The sequence below is a fragment of the Streptomyces sp. NBC_01635 genome (assembly GCF_045209715.1).
GTDB classification, from domain to species: Bacteria; Actinomycetota; Actinomycetes; order Streptomycetales; family Streptomycetaceae; genus Streptomyces; species Streptomyces hirsutus.
In genome coordinates this window covers 6,428,783-6,447,262 of record NZ_CP109277.1, presented here as the reverse complement: position 1 = coordinate 6,447,262, position 18,480 = coordinate 6,428,783, and the positions used below count along the sequence as shown (strand labels likewise).

Genomic DNA, 18,480 nt, shown 5'->3' with positions numbered 1-18,480 from the left:
CGCCAAGGGCGCGCTCTGGATCATCCCCGCAGCAGCGGGGAGCGTATCCGGTAAACGCAGGACCTCCCCAGAAGGTCACGCCCGCAACATCTCTTCCAGTTCCCGAGCCACAGCCACCGCCTCATCGCCCGGCAAAGGCACACCCTGCTCCTGCGTCACGTAAAAGGCGTCCACGGCATTCGCGCCCAGCGTGCTCACATGCGCGCTGCGCACCCGCATCCCCGCATCCTCCAGCGCCTGCCCGATCCGGAACAGCAGCCCCGGTGCGTCCTGCGCCCGGACCTCGATCACCGTGGCCAGGCGGGAGGCGGCCGGGGCGACCGTCACCCGGGCCGGGGGCGGGACCACGCCCCGGCGGCGCGGATGGGCGGCGTCGCGTTCGGCGAGGCGGCCGGCGATGTTCAGGGTGCCGTCCAGGGCGCGGACGAGGTCGGCGCGCAGGCGGGCGGCCTGGGGCAGCGAGCCGTACTCGGCGGCGACCCGCCAGTCGAGCAGCAGGACGGATCCCTCGACGTCCTCCGGCAGTTCGAGGGTGCGCAGTTCGGCGGTGCGGACGGTCAGGCGGTGCAGGGCCAGCACGCCGGCGACCGCGGGGAGCACGCCCGCCTGATCGGGTACGGCGATCAGCAGCTCCACGCCGAGGGGTTCCGGTTCACCGGTCGGCTGCGGGGTGTCCGCCTGCCCGGTCGTGGACCCGGCGGGCGGCTCGGTCCGGGCACGCAACGACAGCACCGGGCCGCCGGTGACGACCGCCTCGAGGGCGAGCCGTTCCTGTTCTGCGGTGGGCGCGGCGGCCTCGGGTTCCTCCAGCGGGTCCCCGGCCAGCACCGCCGAGACACGTGTGACCAGGTCGGCGACGAGTGAGGCGCGCCAGGCCGACCAGGCGGCCGGTCCGGTGGCCAGTGCGTCCGCCTCGGTCAGGGCGTGCAGCAGCTCCAGGGTGCCCTGGGCCCCGACGGTGTCGGCGACCGCGCGCACCGTGGCCGGGTCGTCGAGGTCGCGGCGGGTGGCCGTCTCGACGAGCAGCAGGTGGTGGCGTACGAGGGCGGCGAGGATGCCCGCGTCGGCGCGGTCGAAGCCGATCCGCGCGGCCATGTCCCGGACGATGGTCTCGCCGGCCGCGGAGTGGTCGCCGGGCCAGCCCTTGCCGATGTCGTGCAGCAGTGCGGCGACCAGAAGCAGGTCGGGGCGGTGCACGCGCCGGGTGAAGGCGCTGGCGCGGACCGCCGTCTCGATGAGGTGCCGGTCGACGGTCCAGATGTGCACCGCGTTGCGCTGCGGGCGGCAGCGGACCCGTTCCCAGTCCGGCAGCAGCCGCGTGATCAGGCCTTCCGCCTCCAGCGCTTCCCAGACGTCGACGGTGGGGCGGCCGGCGCCCAGCAGCGTCACCAGCTGTTCGCGGGCCTCGGCGGGCCAGGGGGTGGGCAGCGGGCGCACGGTGGCGGCGAGGCGCCGGACGGCGTGGAGCGACAGCGGGAGTCCCGCCTGTGCGGCGGCGGCCGCGGCACGCAGCGGGAGGACGGGGTCGCGTTCGGGGCGGGCGGCGCGGGCGAGGACCGCCTCGCCGTCCTGCTCGACGACGCCCTCGGCCAGCGGCGAGCGCTCGGCGTTCTGCTTTCCGCCACCGATCATGGCGCGCAGCCGCGGCCGCACGGCCCGGGAGCGCAGCACGCGGTCGACTTCGCGCCAGGTGACGTCGCCGGCGTACGCGATGCCCCGGGCGGCCTCGTACACCTGGCGCAGCAGGGTGTCGGCGTCGAGCAGGCCGAGTGCGGCGGCGACCTGGTCCTGTTCCTGGAGCGCAAGCCGGTCGGTGGCGCGGCCGGTCGTCAGGTGCAGCGCGTCCCGTACGTCGAGGAGCCGGCGGCGGGCGTCGGCGAGTCCCTCGCGCGGGGCGTCGGCGAGCCAGGAGGCGGCGACGGCGCGCAGCGCGGTGGCGTCGCGCAGTCCGCCGCGGGCCTCCTTGAGGTCGGGTTCCAGGAGGTACTGCAGCTCGCCCTGCCGTTCGGCGCGTTCGGCGCAGAGCTCCCGGAGTTCGGGGAGGCGTTTCGGCGCCTGGTTGCGCCAGTCGGCCAGGACGGCGGTGCGCAGGGCGGCGGTGAGTCCGAGGTCCCCGGCGATGTGCCGGGCGTCCAGGAGGCCCAGCTGGACCTTGAGGTCCTCGCCGGCGGTGCGGCGGGCCTCGGCCGGAGTGCGGACGGAGTGGTCGAGGGCGATGCCGAGGTCCCACACGGGGTACCAGAGCCGGTCGGCGAGGGCGGCGACGGCCTTGGGATCGCTGCCGTCGTGCAGCAGGAGCAGGTCGAGGTCGCTGCGCGGGGACAGTTCGCCTCGTCCGTAGCCGCCGACCGCGATGAGGGAGACCCCGCGGAACTGTTCGGCGCCTGCGGCGAACAGGCCGGTGAGCCAGTCGTCCGTGAGCCGGGCGAGGGCGGCACGGCGCGGCGGTCCGGACCGCGCCTCCTCGGTGAGGAGGCGCAGCCGGGCCGCCGCGTAGCCGCTGGGTCCCGAGTCCTGTGTCTCGTCGTGCGTGTCCGTGCTCGTCACCCGGCGACTCCTGTTCCGTCGGTCTGTCTCAGAGCGCTTCCGGGCCGCGCTCGCCGGTCCGGACCCGTACGGCCGTGTCGACCGGGATCGACCAGACCTTGCCGTCGCCGATCTTGCCGGTGCGGGCCGCCTTGACGACGACATCGATCAGCTGCTCGGCGTCGCCGTCCTCGACCAGCACCTCGATGCGGATCTTGGGGACCAGGTCGACGGTGTACTCGGCACCGCGGTAGACCTCGGTGTGGCCGCGCTGACGGCCGTAGCCGCTGGCCTCGGTGACCGTCAGGCCGTGCACCCCGAAGGCCTGCAGGGCCTCCTTGATCTCGTCGAGCCGGTGCGGCTTGACGACGGCGGTGATGAGCTTCATGCGTCCACCTTCTTGCTCTCGGCCCGGGCCGCGGTCGCCGGGGCGGTGCTGCGGGCGGCGCCGCCACCGGCGCCGCTGAAGTCGTACGCGGTCTCGGCGTGCTCGGCCCGGTCGATGCCGGCCACCTCGTCGTCGTCGGAGACCCGCATACCGATCGTCTTGTCGAGGAGGAGGGCGAGGATCGCGGAGACGACCAGGGAGTAGGCGAGGACACCGAAGACACCGGCACACTGCTTCCAGAACTGGTCGAGGCCGCCGCCGTAGAAGAGGCCCTCGACGTCGGACTGGCCCTTGCCGCTGGCGAAGAAGCCGACGAGGAGGGAGCCCATGATGCCGCCGACGAGGTGGACGCCGACGACGTCCAGGGAGTCGTCGTAGCCGAACCTGTACTTCAGGCCGACGGCCATGGCGCACAGCACACCGGAGACGGCGCCGACGGCGATCGCGCCGAGCGGGGTGACCGCGCCGCCGGCGGGGGTGATGGCGACCAGGCCCGCGACCGCGCCGGAGGCGGCGCCGAGCGTGGTGAACGCGCCGTGGCGGATCTTCTCGTAGGCGAGCCAGCCGAGGACGGCGGCGGCGGCGGCGACCTGGGTGTTGACGAACATCAGCGCGCCGACGCCGTCGTCGTTGCCGAGCCAGGAACCGGCGTTGAAGCCGAACCAGCCGAACCACAGCAGCGCGGCGCCGAGCATGACCAGCGGCAGGCTGTGCGGGCGCATCGGGTCCTTCTTGAATCCGATCCGCTTGCCGATCACCAGGATGACGCCGAGTGCGGCGGCGCCCGCGTTGATGTGGACGGCCGTACCGCCGGCGAAGTCGATGACGCCCAGCTCGAAGGCCCAGCCGCCGGAGCCCCAGACCCAGTGGGCGACCGGGAAGTAGACGACGGTGGCCCACAGCGCGACGAACAGCCCCCACGCGGTGAACTTCACGCGGTCCGCGAGCGCGCCGCTGATCAGGGCGGGCGTGAGGACGGCGAACATCAGCTGGAAGACCAGGAAGACGAAAACGGGGATGGTGTAGCCGTCCCACAGTTCGGTCAGGCCGATGTCGCTGAGGCCGACCCAGTCGGAGTTCCAGCCGACGACGCCGCCGGAGTCGGTGCCGAACGCCATGGAGAAGCCGTACAGCACCCACAGGATGGTGACGATTCCCAGGCTGATGAAGCTCATCATCAGCATGTTCAGGGTGCTTTTGACCCGGACCATGCCTCCGTAGAAGAAGGCCAGGCCCGGCGTCATGAGCATCACCAGAGCGGAACAGATGAGCATGAACCCTGTGTTGGCGGCAGAGAGCGTGGGCGCTTCTGCGGCAAGGGTGATGGCTGGTGCCATCGGCGTCTCCTCGTCGTTGGTACGGCCCCGTGCGGGCGAAGCCTGAGCGGGTCGTGAGGGGTGGGCCGGTTCTGCGCCAAGAGATTCGCGCAGCGCCGTTTCGGTGGAAGCCCCTCGCTGTTTCGCCGCCGTGACGAAGGCACCCGGTGTGTTACGCGTCGATGAACTGCCGGATGCGGGACGCGTCGATCGTTGTCGTGGCGCACCCTTCGGTGTACGGGAGTGCGGCCGTGGCCGGGGAGAAAAGGCCGGCCGCGGCGGGCCTTCCGATGACCTGGCATGGGGGAGCCGAGTCGGGCAGTTCGGGAGGGCCGGCCGCGGCCGGTGTTCTGGGTTTTCCCGGAGTTCCCCGGGATTCCTGAAAATCTCCGAGGTTCTTCCCGGGGTCTTTCCTGAGATCTTTCCGTGGGCTTTCCGGGGCTTTCCGGGCGTCAGACCGCTTCGGCGGTCTCCGGCAGTTCGATGGCGAGCCGCTCGGTGAGGTCGACGACCTCGGCCCGGTCGCCGAAGTCGCGGACGGCCGTGTCGACCGTCTTTCGGATACGAGTGTTGACGCGCTCGGAGCGGACCTTCTTGGCCGCCTTGATGGCATCGGTGGCGAGAACCGCTCCCTGCTCGGGTTCGCGCTGGAGCAGATGCACGGTGGCCATGCCGATCAGGTTGAGGGCGTACGACCGCTGGTGCCGTCCCGCCTCCGCTGCGAACAGTTCGACGGCCCGCCGCATCAGCGGCTCGGCGAGCGAGGCGTAGGTGGGGCTGCGGCCTGCCACGTAGGCGAGGTCGCGGAAGGAGTGGGAGTTCTCGCCGTACAGCTCGGCCTCGGAGAAGAAGCGGATCCAGTCGGGGTCCGGCTCGTCCCACTCGTCGGCCTCGGCGAAGGTGTCCTCGGCCATCCTGACCGCGCGCTTGCACCGGCCGGGCTGGCCCATGTTGGCGTAGGCGCGGGCCTCCATCGCATACAGCATCGACTGGGTGCGGGGGCTCGCGCAGTCACGGCTGCCGTACTGCGCGAGATGGATGAGCTCCAGGGCGTCCTCGGGCCGGCCGAGGTGGATCATCTGCCGGCTCAGATTCGACAAGATGTACGAGCCGAGCGGCCGGTCCCCGGCCTCCTTCGCCGCGTGCAGGGCGAGGACGTGGTACTTCTGCGCGGTGGGCTGCAGCCCGACGTCGTACGACATCCAGCCGGCCAGCTCGGCGAGTTCGGCGGCGACCTTGAACAGGCGCCGCCGGATCGGGTCGGGCTGGGGGTCCTGAAGCAGGTCCGTCACCTCGTGCAGCTGCCCGACGACCGCCTTGCGGCGCAGGCCGCCACCGCACTGGGCGTCCCACTGCCGGAACATCACGGTGGTGGTCTCCAGCAGGTCCAGCTCCGGCTGGGACAACCGGCCGCGCGCGCGGCCGACGGAGGCCGGCTCGGGCTCCGGACGGGACTGCGCCGCGGACGGGGAGGGGACGAGCCAGCGCTGCATGGGCTCGATGAGGGACGGGCCCGCGGAGAGGGCCAGCGAGCTCCCGAGGAAGCCGCGCCGCGCGAGCATCAGGTCGCTGCGCGAGAACTCGCTGAGCAAAGCCACGGTCTGCGGGCCCGTCCAGGGCAGGTCGACGCCGGTCGCGGAGGGCGAGGGCCGGGTGGTGCGCAGGCCCAGGTCCTCGACGGAGACGACGACGCCGAAGCGCTCGGAGAACAGCTCGGAGAGGATCCGGGGAATGGGCTCGCGCGGATTCTCGCCGTCCAGCCAGCGGCGCACACGCGAGGTGTCGGTGGAGATGTGACTGGCCCCCAGTCGGCGGGCTCGGCGGTTGACCTGGCGGGCGAGCTCGCCCTTGGACCAGCCGCTGCGGACGAACCACGAGGCGAGTAGCTCGTTCGGACGCTTATGCGTACTCGCAGCGTTCGTCCCGCCACCGCCGTTGCCGCTCACTGGAACGCCCCCATTCCCTGAAAACCACTTGCCGCTGAGTGCGCCAAGCCCTATCAGAATGCCGGTTGTCGGAGCCGCCGTCCGGCGGTTCCCACCCTTCGAACGGAGAGGCGAGTTGCCTCCGGCATACCCGTACGCGCATGTGCCCCGAGGAACCGTGCACACAACGTAGTCCCACGATCACCCGTCCAGCCATGGCGAACCCGTAATCGCCACCATTCGCCACCCCATCGGATGAACTCCCCGTGGCCGTCTCACGCTTCACTTGACACAGGACAGCCAGGAGTGGGTGCGACGACGCACACGGGGGCGCGCATCATCGCGCACACCGCCCCTGGTGCTTCGAAGCGCCGACTGAGCGGGGCCGCACGGGGAAGTCGAGAACAGAGAGTCACGCGTCACGCTCGCTGCGTAACCGCGGGTGCGCCGGACCCGTTGGAGGGGGCATGGGCTTCACGATCGGTATCAGCCGGGGCATCCGTGACATCCGGCCCGGCTCGCGCCGCCGGGGCCGCGGGTCGGAGGGCACCGCCGTGGCGGAGTACACCGGGCTGTGGGGCTGGGATGTGGTGCCGGGCGCCCGTGCCGCCGCCGGCACCTGCTCCTGCGGCCGGGCGGGATGCCGGGCACCGGGTGCGCATCCGCTGGACTTCGCGCCGGAGATCCCCGCCGGGGCCCCGCTGGACGACGTGTCGGAGATCTGGGCCGAGTATCCGGGCGCCGCGATGATGCTTCCGGTCGGGCGGGCGTTCGACGTGATCGAGGTGGCCGAGCCCGCCGGGTGCCGCGCACTGGCCCGGCTCGAGCGCATGGGCCTGCCCGTCGGCCCCGTCGCCGCCACCCCTGACGGCCGTGCCCAGTTCTTCGTCGCCCCCGGGGCCGCCGCCGTGCTGCCCGAGCTGCTCTACCGCATGGGCTGGGACGACCCGGCCGCCCTCGACCTGCACGGCCTCGGCCCCGGCACGCACATCACGGCTCCGTCGTCCGACCGGGGCGGGCGCGGCCCGGTGCGCTGGCTTCGCTCCCCCGCCCTCGACGCGGTGCCCCGGCCGCCGGAGGCCCGCCTGGTGCTGGGCACGCTGGCGTATGTGGTGCACCGGTCGCAGACATAAGCATCGGCGCCGATGCCGGCGTCAGTGTCGGTGCAGGCGTGCCGACCGGTTCCGGCAGCGGTGACCGGGCTCGGGGGTGGTGAACGGCGAAGCGCCCGTTCCGGGTTCCGGAAGCGGGCGCTTCTTCGCGTGTCCGTGGCGGTTCGGTCCGGCCGGCCGCCCCGGGGTCTCACTCCCCGATGAGCGCGTCCACGAACGCGTCCGGCTCGAACGGCGCCAGGTCGTCCGCGCCCTCGCCGAGACCGATCAGCTTGACCGGGACGCCCAGTTCGCGCTGGACGGCGACCACGATGCCGCCCTTGGCCGTGCCGTCGAGCTTGGTGAGCACGATGCCGGTGATGTTGACGACCTCGGCGAAGACCCGGGCCTGGACCAGGCCGTTCTGGCCGGTGGTGGCGTCGAGCACGAGCAGCACCTCGTCCAGCGGGGCGTGCTTCTCCACGACCCGCTTGACCTTGCCGAGCTCGTCCATGAGGCCGGTCTTGGTGTGCAGTCGGCCGGCGGTGTCGATGAGCACGACGTCCGCGGCCATCTCCTTGCCCTCCTTGACCGCGTCGAACGCGACGGAGGCCGGGTCGCCGCCCTCGGGGCCGCGCACGGTGTGGGCGCCGACCCGCTCGCCCCAGGTCTCGAGCTGGTCGGCGGCGGCGGCGCGGAAGGTGTCCGCGGCGCCGAGAACGACGGTGTTGCCGTCCGCGACCAGCACCCGGGCGAGCTTGCCGGTGGTGGTGGTCTTGCCGGTGCCGTTGACCCCGACGACCATCACGATGCCCGGACCGCCGGTCTCGTTCTCGGTGCTCACGGTGCGGTCCATGCTGGGGTCGACCAGGGCGACCAGCTCCTCGCGGAGCAGTCCGCGCAGCTCCGCGGGGGTGCGCGTGCCGAGCACCTTCACGCGCTCGCGCAACCGCTCGACCAGCTCCTGGGTGGGCTGCACGCCGATGTCGGAGATGAGCAACGTGTCTTCGATCTCCTCCCAGGTGTCCTCGTCGAGGTGCTCGCGGGACAGCAGCGTGAGCAGGCCCTTGCCGAGCACGTTCTGCGAGCGGGAGAGACGGGCGCGCAGCCGGACGAGCCGGCCGGCGGTGGGCTCCGGGATCTCGATCGCGGGCGCCTCGGTGGGCGGTTCCTCGACGACGACCGGGGTGGAGCCGTCCGGAAGATCAACCTCCTCTACGGTGCGCCGCGGTTCCTCCCGCGGCGTCTCGGCCTCGTCGCCGACGTGCGGCTCGGCCGGGGGGGCGGTGATGTCGGGGGCGGCGGGCGGCGGCGGGGGCAGCTGCTTCTTGCGGCGGCTGCCGACGATGAGCCCGCCGAGCGCGCCGACCACGACCACGGCGATGACTACAGCAAGGATGAGGATGTCCATAACAGCCCCAGTATCAGCCATGGGCATCCCGGTCGCGCCGATGGCGGCCCGCACGACACGGTCCGTGCCGCCCGGCGCCGGCGGTCCGGTGATCGGACGCTCCGCCGGTCGGCGGGATGCCGGTGGACGAGGGGTGGCGCAGCCTGCGTCTATTCGCGGAGCAGGTGCTGCCCCGGCAGGCGGACTGAGTCTCCCGGCTCCCTGCCCCGGGGGGCGGCCGGCACACCGCCGCTTCGGCCCGGACAGGGTCCGGGCCGAAGCGGCGGGGGTACGAGGATAGGGGCAGCGGGGACTTGAACCCTTCTCCTCGGTTCATGGGACGGGCCGGCCCCGAGGGGGCCCGTCGGCATCGGCCTCGCGGCCGCGGTCAGCCCATTTCCTCCAGGGCCTTGCCCTTCGTCTCCTTGACGAACTTCAGGACGAACGGGATGGAGAGCGCGGCGAACACGGTGTAGATCACGTAGGTCGTCGACAGGTTCCAGTCGGCCAGCGAGGGGAAGCTCGCGGTGATGGCCCAGTTGGCGATCCACTGCGCGGCGGCGGCCACGCCCAGGGCGGCGGCGCGGATCCGGTTGGGGAACATCTCGCCGAGCATGACCCAGACGACCACACCCCACGACAGGGCGAAGAAGAGGACGAACATGTGGGCGGCGACCAGCGCGACCCAGCCCTGGGTGGCGGGGAGCTTGCCGTCGACGAGATCGAAGGAGAACGCCCAGGCCTCCAGTGCGAGGCCGATCACCATGCCGACGGAGCCGATGATCGCGAGCGGCCTGCGGCCGATGCGGTCGACGAAGATCATCGCGATGACGGTGCCGACGATGTTGATGATCGACGTGGTGAAGGAGTAGAAGAACGAGTCCGTCGGGTCGACACCCACCGACTGCCACAGCGTCGAGGAGTAGTAGAACGCGACGTTGATGCCGACGAACTGCTGGAAGACCGAGAGGCCGATACCGACCCAGACGATCGGCTTGAAGAAGAAACTGCCGCCGAGCAGGTCCTTGAAGCGGGACTTCTCCTCGCTGTGCATGGCCGACTCGATCTCGGTGACGCGGGCGTCCAGGTCGATGTCCTGTCCCTCGACCTTGCCCAGGATCTTCCGGGCCTGCTCGCGCTTGCCGACGGAGATCAGGTAGCGCGGGGACTCCGGGATGGCGAAGGAGAGCAGTCCGTAGACCACGGACGGGACGACCATGATGCCGAGCATGAGCTGCCAGGCCTCCAGGCCCAGGAGTTCGCCGCGCTGGTCGCCGCCGGCGGCGTTCAGGATGCCCCAGTTGACCAGCTGCGACACGGCGATGCCGATGACGATCGCGGCCTGCTGGAAGGAGCCGAGCCGGCCGCGGTAGGCGGGCGGGGCGACCTCGGCGATGTAGGCCGGGCCGATGACGGAGGCCATGCCGATGGCTATGCCGCCGACGACCCGCCAGAAGGCGAGGTCGTAGAGGGAGAAGGGGAGGGCGGAGCCGATGGCGCTGACGGTGAACAGGACCGCGGCGATCCGCATGCACCGGATGCGGCCGATGCGGTCGGCCACGCGGCCCGCGGTGGCGGCGCCGATGGCACAGCCGATCAGCGCGATCGCGATGACCTGCGCGAGGGCGGCCGAACCGATGTCGTAGCGGCCGCGGATGGCTTCGACGGCGCCGTTGATCACGGAACTGTCGTAGCCGAAGAGGAAACCGCCCATGGCGGCCGACGCCGCGATGAAGACGACGTGCCCGAGATGCTCGGGGTGAGCCGTACCGGCTCCTGACTTCTGTGCCTGCGCTGAGCTGGTCACGTGTAACTCCTCGGGCCACCGGCATCGTCGCCGGGTGGGGGCAGCCCTTCGAGGTCCACCTGAAGGTGCCTGAAGGTAAATACGACGACGTCGAGACTATGTCTTCAAGTTCTGAAGTCAAGAGAGGGGATGGATCGCGAAATGGTCACAGATTTCACAGGATTCGGGGACAGGGAAGATGGACTTGAGTTCACCATGTGAAGCCAAGGAACCCGAAGGCGACCGGATGACTCGTCAGGTCGCCCGGCTGAGGCGCTGGCTGATGACCTTGGACACACCGTCGCCCTGCATGGAGACGCCGTAGAGCGCGTCGGCGACCTCCATGGTGCGCTTCTGGTGTGTGATCACGATCAGCTGCGAGGCCTCCTGCAGCTCCTGCATGATCCGGATGAGCCGCTGGAGGTTGGTGTCGTCGAGAGCGGCCTCGACCTCGTCCATGACGTAGAACGGGCTCGGCCGCGCCTTGAAGATCGACACCAGCAGCGCCACGGCGGTCAGCGACCGCTCGCCGCCCGAGAGCAGCGACAGCCGCTTGACCTTCTTACCCGGCGGACGCGCCTCGACGTCCACGCCCGTGGTGAGCATGTTGTCGGGGTCGGTCAGCACCAGCCGCCCCTCGCCGCCGGGGAACAGCCGGGAGAAGACTCCCTCGAACTCCCTGGCCGTGTCCCAGTAGGCCTCGCTGAAGACCTGCTCGACGCGCTCGTCGACCTCCTTGACGACCTGGAGCAGGTCCGCGCGGGTCTTCTTCAGGTCCTCCAGCTGCTCGCCGAGGAACTGGTGGCGTTCCTCCAGCGCGGCGAACTCCTCCAGGGCGAGCGGGTTCACCTTGCCGAGCTGCTGGTACGCGCGCTCGGCCGTCTTCAGGCGCTTCTCCTGCTCGGTCCGCACGAAGGGGCGGGGCCTGTTGCGCGGGTGCTCCGGATCGTCCGGCAGCCGCTCTCCCTCGGCGGGGGGCGAGGGCGGCACCAACTGGTGCGGGCCGTACTCCGCCACCAGTCCCCCCGGTTCGACACCCAGTTCCTCCAGCGCCTTGGTCTCCAACTGCTCCATCCGCAGCCGTTTCTCGGCGCCGAGTACCTCGCCCCGGTGAACTGAATCCGTCAACTTGTCGAGTTCTGCCTTGAGATCGCGTCCCTCGGTCCGCGCGCGGGCGAGTTCCTGCTCGCGGTGGGCCTTCGCCGCCTCGGCGGCGGCGCGCTCCTCTTCGGCACGCGCGAGGGACACCTCGACGTGCGCGAGCAGGTGCCGGGCGCCGGCGGCGACGGCCTCGGCGACGGCCGCCTCGTGCCGCAGGCGGGCGCGCCGCTGCTCGGCACGCGCGCGTGCCTCGCGTTCCGTGCGGGCGGCCCGTTCCAGGGAGTCGGCCCGCCCGGTGAGTCCTTTGACGCGCTCCTCGTGCGTCCGCACCTGGAGGCGGGCCTCCATCTCGGTCTGCCGGGCGTTGGCCCCGTCCGCGGCGAGCCGGTCGCGCACGGAGGTGTCGGGCTCCTCGTCGAACGGCATCTCCTCGGCGACGGCGAGCCGTTCGGCGAGTTCCTCCACGTCACCGAGCGCCTTGTCGAGGGCTTCCTGCGACCGGGCCGCGGCGGCGGCGGACCGCTCGGCCTCCCCGGCGGCCCCGCGGGCCTGCCCGGCGAGCCGGCCGAGCTGCTGGGCGACGGAGGACTTCTCCCGGTCGGCCGCCCGGCGCCGCTCCCCCAGTTCCTCGACGAGGGCGGCGCACCGGCCGCGCTCCTCGGTCGCCGCGTGCTGCGCCCGGGTCAGCTCCTCGCACCGCACGGCAAGCTCCTCCAGCTCGGCGGCGGCCTCGTCCACGGAGGCCTGCACCTCCAGCAGGCTCGGGGCGCCCGCCGAGCCGCCGTGCGCGAAGTGCGCGCCCAGCAGATCGCCTTCGGCGGTCACGGCGGTCAGCTCGGGGCGCGCGTACAGCAGCTCCTCGGCGTCCTCCAGGGTGCCGACGACGACGGTCCCGCGCAGCAGCCGGCGTACGGCGGGAAGCAGCTCGACGGGGCCGCGCACCAGATCGGCGGCGTACCGCGGGCCGTCGGGCACGCCGGTGAGCGGCTCGTGTCCTCCGGACGGCTCGTGCGCCCCGTACGCACCGTCGGCCCGCCGCTCGTGCGGGCCGTCGTGTGCTCCGGCACGCGACGTGTCCGGGGCGGCGGCCAGGAGCAGGGCGGCGCGGCCCGCGTCCTGTTTGCGCAGCAGGCGGATCGCCTCGGCGGCGGCGGAGGGGCCGGTCACGGCCAGGGCGTCGGCGGCGGCCCCGAAGGCCGCGGCGAGGGCGGTCTCGTGGCCGGGGACGACGGTGAGCAGTTCGGCGGCGGGGCCGAGCAGTCCGGTGAGCCGGTCCTGGGCCGCGAGCAGCGCGCCGGTGCCGTCCTTGCGGCGCAGGCCCAGGGCGAGGGCCTCGTGGCGGGCCCGGGTCGCCGCGCGCTCGCGCTCGGCGGCGGTGGCCGCCTCTCGGGCGGCGGTGAGGGCGGCCTCGGCCTGGGCGAGACGCTGCCTGGCCCCGTCGTGCTGTCCGGCGAGTTCCGCGTCGTCGGCGTCGAGGCCGTCGACCTCGGCCCGCAGGGTCTCGTACTCCTCCTGGGCGGCGGCGGCCCGTTCCCGGGCCTCGTCACGGGCGGCCGCCAGGCGCTCGATCTCGGCCTGGGCCGCCGCGGCGCGCGAGCGGGCGGCGCCGACCTTGCCGGTGAGGCGGGCGAGCTCCTCCCGCCGGTCGGCGAGGGCACGCGCGGCGTCCTTCAAGCGCCGCTCCTCCTGGGCGAGTTCGCGTTCCAGCTCGGCGCGGTGGGCGACCGTGTCCTCCAAGGCGCGTTCGGCGGCTTCGAGGGCGGCCTCCAGCTCGGCCTCCTGTTCGCGGACGCGGGCGGCCTCGCGCTCCAGGTCCTCGGGGTCGCGGCCGCGGCGCTCCTCGGGGGGTGCGGAGCCGGCGCTCTTCACGCGCGCGTCGGCGAGCGAGATGGTGCCGCGGACCCGCTCGGCGAGCTGGGACAGCTCGTACCAGGTCTGCTGGGCGTTCTGCAGGCGCGGGGCGAGGCGACGGACCTCCTCCTCGAGGACCGCCTCGCGCTGGAGGGCCTTGCGCAGTTCCTGCTCGGCGGTGTCCTTGCGTTCCTTGAGGGCGGCCTCGTCGGCGATCTCCGCCGTGAGGGCCTCGCGCAGACGCGCGAGGTCGTCGGCGAGCAGGCGCAGGCGGACGTCGCGCAGGTCGGCCTGGATGACGGCGGCCCTCCGGGCCACCGCCGCCTGGCGGCCGAGGGGCTTGAGCTGGCGCCGCAGTTCGTCGGTGAGGTCCTGCACGCGTGCGAGGTTGGCCCGCATCGCGTCCAGCTTGCGCAGCGCCTTCTCCTTGCGCTTGCGGTGCTTGAGGACGCCCGCGGCCTCCTCGATGAAGGCGCGGCGGCCCATCGGATCGGCGTGCAGGACGGAGTCCAGCTGGCCCTGGCCGACGATGACGTGCATTTCACGGCCGATGCCGGAGTCGGAGAGCAGTTCCTGGATGTCCAGGAGGCGGCAGGTGTCGCCGTTGATCTGGTACTCGCTGCCGCCGTTGCGGAACATGATCCGCGTGATGGTGACCTCGGCGTACTCGATGGGCAGGGCCCCGTCGGCGTTGTCGATGGTCAGGGACACCTCGGCCCGGCCGAGCGGCGGGCGGCCCGTGGTGCCGGCGAAGATGACGTCCTCCATCTTGCCGCCGCGCAGCGACTTGGCGCCCTGTTCGCCCATGACCCAGCTGAGCGCGTCCACGACATTGGACTTGCCCGAGCCGTTCGGACCGACGACGCACGTGATCCCCGGTTCGAACCGGAGCGTGGTCGCCGAGGCGAACGACTTGAAGCCACGGAGGGTCAGGGCCTTGAGATGCACGCAGCCGGACTTTACCCGCCCGGGATGTCCCACTCCATGCACCGGCGGTTTCACGGGTGAACGCGCAGGGCACACCAGACGTTAAAGACGGTGAAAGGATGCGCGGGGCAAGGAATTGGGGGATCCGGGCGGCGCGGGGGGTGCGAAGGCAGGAAAGAAGGGACGCCGGGGCGTCCCTTGCACTTCTGACAACGTGGCGGTGATGACGGGCGGACCGACCACTGCTGCGCCGTGGTGGAGCGGTGCAGTGATCAGGTCAGCGCAGGCTCCGCCTGGTGTGCGTCAACGCTCTCCATGATCCTGTCGTGAGAAGCGGCAGCCGCAAGCTCGTCGTTCTCCGCCTGGATCCGTACGAGTTCGGATTCCAGGTCCTGGACGCGCTGCTGGAGCCGTCGCATCTCGGCGAGGAGTCGCGGGTCGGAGCCGCCGACGTAACCGAGAAGCGCCTTTGCCATGATGAATGGTCCTCCACAATGCGTGACCGACCTGTGCGGTGTGGGTCGTGAGGGATGAGCACCCGCGATGCTTGGCAGACCTGGAGTTGTACTGCCGTTCAGCCATGCCAAACAGCTAAGGTGCGCGGGGACTTTCAGCGTCTCACCAAAAAGTTTGACGGTCAACACGATCACACGCCGTATCGGCCGATGACCCGGCGCGCACGGCCGTCGGGCGGCTGCGCCGCAATTCCCGCGGGCACTTTCGGCGTGGCGGCCGTCGGTGCGGGGGAGCTTCCCACGATCTCGCGGGCCTTGGCAATCACCAGGACTTTTCCGCTCCGCAGAGCCTGCCGCGGCGGCGGCCCGGCGCCTCCGGAGGCTCTCCGGGGACGGTGGGCTCAGCGGATGGCGAAGCCGTCGTATCCGCCTCGGGGCATGTCCCAGATCTCGGTGACACCGTCCACACGTCCGGGCGTGTCGCCGTCCTGGAGCCAGTCGAGCAGCCCGTCGCACCGCTCGCGGGAGCCTTCCGCGACCACTTGGACGCGTCCGTCCGCCAAATTGAGAGCAAAGCCACTCAGGCCGCCGATCTCCAGCGCCTTGGCCCGCGTGAACCAGCGGAAACCCACACCTTGGACGCGTCCCCTCACCCAGGCCACCAGTCGCACATCCTCGCTCATGCCTGCAACCTAACCGGACAATGTCACTCGGGGCACTCCCTCCCCTGGCGGCATGCGGTACCGTCCCGATCGAATGAAACTCATATGAAACTCACTCGTTGGTGTGAGTTTCGTGTTGAACGCGGGGACGAGTCGACCGACGCAAGGACGAGGAAGGCCAGGACATGGGACGCCACCGACGCTCCGCCGCCGGCCGCGCCGCCACGGGCCGCGCCGCCACGGGGGTCACTCAGCACGACGACCTGTACGACGGAGGCCACAGCCTGCTGGGCGCTCACGCCGAAGACGCTCCGACCATGGGTATCGCCCCCTATCTGAACCCGGAGGCGTACGCCGAGACGTCCGCGCGGAGCGAGGCCTACCTCTTCGCGACGGAGGACGCTCCCGGGGGCGGCTACGCGGGGCACTTCACGCAGGGCGGCTTCTACGGAAACCCCCACCATGAGACCGGCCACCAGGACGACGGCTCCGCCGCGGGCCCGAGCCGCCCCCGGTCCGCAGAAACGGCCGCCGCCGACACGGCCGTGTTCGCGAGTGACGGCTTCGGGCGCGGGGACGTCCCGCGGCAGGGCGGCTCCCCGGACGACGGCTTCACACCCGGCGAGAGCGACCGGCACTCGGGCGGACGACGCCGGAAGAAGAAGGCTGCGACCCCGGTCCGCACCGGCCTGCTCGGGGTGTCCGCCGCGGTGGCCCTCGGCACGGTCGCGGTGGCCACGGGCGCGGTTCCCGGTCTCGAGAACTACAAGCTGGGAGGCGAGCGCGCCCCCGGCGACAGTGTCGAGGCCGCGGGCATTCCGACCAACACGCCCGGCGAACTGGGCGGCACCTCGGGCAGTCTCGAGAGCCCGATTCGCGACGCCGGCAACCCCGCGAGCCGTGACTCCGACCGCGCCGCCTCGCCCAAGCCCTCGCCGTCGGACTCGTCCGACGGGAAGGCGACGAAGACGCCGGAGAAGAAGGCTCCCGCCGAGGCCGAGGCCGAAGCGGCGGAGGAGAAGCCGTCGACGACACCGAGCGAGGAGGTGTCGGAGAAGACGACGGCTCCGGAGCGCAAGCCCGCCCCGCAACCGGAGAAGGAGGCGCCCAGCAGCCCGGTGACCGTGTCCGAGGAGGCCGCCGCCGGAGCCCAGGTGCTGCAGCTGGTCAACCAGGAGCGGGCCAAGGTGGGCTGCAGCCCGGTGGCCGCGAACAGCTCACTGACCGATCTGGCCACGGAGTTCAGCAAGGACATGGCCGGCCGCGGCTTCTTCGACCACACCGACCCCGACGGCGACACGCCGTGGGACCGGGCGTCGGCGGCCGGGATATCCGACCTGGGCGGGGAGAACATCGCCCGCGGCCAGGCCAGCGCCGCAGCCGTGATGGAGGCCTGGATGGACAGCCCCGGCCACAAGGCGAACATCCTGAACTGCGACTTCAAGACCCTGGGCGTGGGCGTGCACTTCGGCTCCGGCGGCCCGTGGTGGACCCAGAACTTCGGCTACTAGAGGTTCCCGTACCAGAGGTTCACAGCAGTACGCGCACGAAAACGTACGGCGGCCCGGGACGTCCCGGGCCGCCGTACGTGCTTCCCCCGCACCTCCCGTCCCCTTCCCACCCGGCCTCCCGGCACTGTCGTGCGGTAAGTGCGCTCCCTTGGTAAGCGCTGGGCCGAAGTACGCTGAAGGCATGACAAGCACGCGGCCGCACCCGGAGGACCCGGCGGAGCAGCGGCTCCCCTACGACGCGTTCGCCAGAGTGTGCCCGTCGCGCGGCACGCTGGAGCATGTGACGGGACGCTGGGGCGCGCTGACGCTCGGAGCGCTGTGCGGGGGTTCGCTGCGCTTCAACGAGCTGCGCCGCCGGGTCGACGGCGTGAGCGAGAAGATGCTCTCCCAGACTCTGCACGCGCTGGAGCGCGACGGCCTGGTGCACCGCGAGGCGCAGCCGACCAATCCTCCCCGGGTGGACTACGAACTCACCCCGCTGGGCCATGAGGTGGCGCGGCACGTGCTGTCCCTCATCCGTTTCCTGGAGAACAGCATGGACGACGTGCTCCGGGCCCGCGAGAGCTACGACGAGGCGCGCGGGGCCCTCTGACACCTCGGGCAGAAGTAGCTGGACCGGTTCATCCAGGGCCGCCGGCGCACCGGCGTACCGCAACGGCGACAGGGCAGGCCCTCCCGGCCGTAGGCGTCCAGGGACCGGTCGAAGTAGCCCGATTCGCCGTTGACGTTGACGTACAGGCTGTCGAAGCTGGTGCCGCCCACCGCGAGGGCTGCGTTCATCACGTCCCGGACGTGGTCCAGGAGGAGCTGGGAGCGTGGGCGGGTGAAGGTCTCCGTGGGGCGCTCGTAGTGGATGCGGGCCCGCCACAGCGCCTCGTCCGCATAGATGTTGCCCACTCCGCTGACCAGTGACTGGTCCAGCAGGGCCCGCTTGATCGTGGTCCGCTTGCGGCGCAGCGCCCGGTGGAATGCCTCGTCGTCGAAGAGCGGGTCGAGGGGGTCGCGGGCGATGTGCGCGATAACGTCGGGCAGCCCGTCGGGGGTGTTGTCGTGCAGCGAGAGCCCGCCGAAGGTGCGCTGGTCGACGAAGCGGAGCTCGGTGTCCAGGTCGTCGGTGAAGCGGACCCTCACCCGCAGGTGCTTCTCGTCCGCCGCGTCGTGCGGCTGGACCAGCAGCTGACCGCTCATGCCGAGGTGGGCCAGGACCGACTGGTCCGAGTCCTCCAGGGGCAGCCACAGGTACTTGCCGCGGCGGCTGGGGACACCGACGCGGTGGCCCTTCAGGCGGTGTGCGAAGTCGTCGGCACCGGCGAGGTGGCGGCGGACCGCGCGCGGGTGCAGCACCTCGGCCGCGGCGACGGTCCGGTGGGCGACCCACCGCTCCAGTCCGCGTCGTACGACCTCGACCTCGGGCAGCTCGGGCATGGTTCCCCCTCCGAGGACCTCTCTCTTGACGACCGCGACCCGAGCTCCCGCCCCGGTAGGGGGCGGCAGCTCGGGTCGCGGTCCGCGTGCGGCGCGAACACCCCGAAGACCGCGGGTGCCGCGTGA

The 18,480-nt window shown here is 71.8% G+C and carries 13 protein-coding genes; 3 read left to right on the top strand and 10 right to left on the bottom strand.

What is annotated here, in order from left to right; all coding sequences use genetic code 11:
• Positions 1-75: 75 nt before the first annotated feature.
• From OHB56_RS30010 to OHB56_RS29995, 4 genes are all read right to left on the bottom strand, one after another.
• A complete protein-coding gene (locus tag OHB56_RS30010) occupies positions 76-2,547 on the bottom strand; it encodes a [protein-PII] uridylyltransferase (RefSeq protein WP_326754938.1) in 2,472 nt (823 codons plus the stop codon).
• Between the two features lie 28 nt (positions 2,548-2,575).
• Positions 2,576-2,914, bottom strand: coding sequence for a P-II family nitrogen regulator (locus tag OHB56_RS30005; RefSeq protein WP_055597153.1), 339 nt, complete (start codon positions 2,912-2,914; stop codon positions 2,576-2,578).
• Positions 2,911-4,251: an ammonium transporter gene (locus OHB56_RS30000; RefSeq protein WP_326754937.1), complete on the bottom strand. Its 1,341-nt coding sequence runs from the start codon at positions 4,249-4,251 to the stop codon at positions 2,911-2,913. Before OHB56_RS30000 ends, OHB56_RS30005 begins: the two co-directional genes overlap by 4 nt.
• Positions 4,252-4,682: 431 nt before the next feature.
• Complete coding sequence (locus OHB56_RS29995) at positions 4,683-6,176, bottom strand: hypothetical protein (RefSeq protein WP_326754936.1); 1,494 nt, start codon at positions 6,174-6,176, stop codon at positions 4,683-4,685.
• A 446-nt stretch (positions 6,177-6,622) separates the two neighbouring features.
• On the opposite strand from OHB56_RS29995, the gene OHB56_RS29990 reads away from it, so the two are divergent.
• A complete protein-coding gene (locus OHB56_RS29990) occupies positions 6,623-7,288 on the top strand; it encodes a bifunctional DNA primase/polymerase (RefSeq protein ID WP_326754935.1) in 666 nt (221 codons plus the stop codon).
• Between the two features lie 169 nt (positions 7,289-7,457).
• Here OHB56_RS29990 and ftsY read toward each other — a convergent pair whose 3' ends face one another.
• The 5 genes from ftsY to OHB56_RS29965 form a co-directional block, all read right to left on the bottom strand.
• Positions 7,458-8,657 carry a signal recognition particle-docking protein FtsY gene (gene ftsY, locus OHB56_RS29985; RefSeq protein WP_326754934.1) on the bottom strand — a complete coding sequence of 400 codons (1,200 nt, stop codon included), beginning with the start codon at positions 8,655-8,657 and terminating at the stop codon, positions 7,458-7,460.
• A gap of 367 nt (positions 8,658-9,024) precedes the next feature.
• On the bottom strand, positions 9,025-10,443 hold the full coding sequence (locus OHB56_RS29980; protein WP_326754933.1) for a sugar porter family MFS transporter: 1,419 nt from the start codon (positions 10,441-10,443) through the stop codon (positions 9,025-9,027).
• Positions 10,444-10,677: 234 nt separating this feature from the next.
• Positions 10,678-14,322 carry a chromosome segregation protein SMC gene (gene smc / locus OHB56_RS29975; RefSeq protein ID WP_406356642.1) on the bottom strand — a complete coding sequence of 1,215 codons (3,645 nt, stop codon included), beginning with the start codon at positions 14,320-14,322 and terminating at the stop codon, positions 10,678-10,680.
• A 251-nt stretch (positions 14,323-14,573) separates the two neighbouring features.
• The gene (locus OHB56_RS29970; RefSeq protein WP_004924871.1) at positions 14,574-14,777 is read right to left on the bottom strand and encodes a hypothetical protein; all 204 of its coding nucleotides are present in this window, start codon (positions 14,775-14,777) and stop codon (positions 14,574-14,576) included.
• A 380-nt stretch (positions 14,778-15,157) separates the two neighbouring features.
• The gene (locus OHB56_RS29965; RefSeq protein WP_326754931.1) at positions 15,158-15,439 is read right to left on the bottom strand and encodes an acylphosphatase; all 282 of its coding nucleotides are present in this window, start codon (positions 15,437-15,439) and stop codon (positions 15,158-15,160) included.
• A 164-nt stretch (positions 15,440-15,603) separates the two neighbouring features.
• Here OHB56_RS29965 and OHB56_RS29960 point away from each other — a divergent pair, with 164 nt between their 5' ends.
• Together OHB56_RS29960 and OHB56_RS29955 are read left to right on the top strand one after the other, a co-directional pair.
• Positions 15,604-16,929 (top strand): CAP domain-containing protein, encoded by a 1,326-nt coding sequence (locus tag OHB56_RS29960; protein WP_406356639.1) that lies wholly within the window; start codon positions 15,604-15,606, stop codon positions 16,927-16,929.
• A 181-nt stretch (positions 16,930-17,110) separates the two neighbouring features.
• Positions 17,111-17,521, top strand: a complete 411-nt coding sequence (locus OHB56_RS29955) for a helix-turn-helix domain-containing protein (RefSeq protein ID WP_055627985.1) — start codon at positions 17,111-17,113, stop codon at positions 17,519-17,521.
• Here OHB56_RS29955 and mutM read toward each other — a convergent pair.
• Positions 17,494-18,354, bottom strand: coding sequence for a bifunctional DNA-formamidopyrimidine glycosylase/DNA-(apurinic or apyrimidinic site) lyase (gene mutM, locus OHB56_RS29950; RefSeq protein WP_406356637.1), 861 nt, complete (start codon positions 18,352-18,354; stop codon positions 17,494-17,496). The two genes, OHB56_RS29955 and mutM, sit on opposite strands and share 28 nt — an antisense overlap.
• Positions 18,355-18,480: the final 126 nt, after the last annotated feature.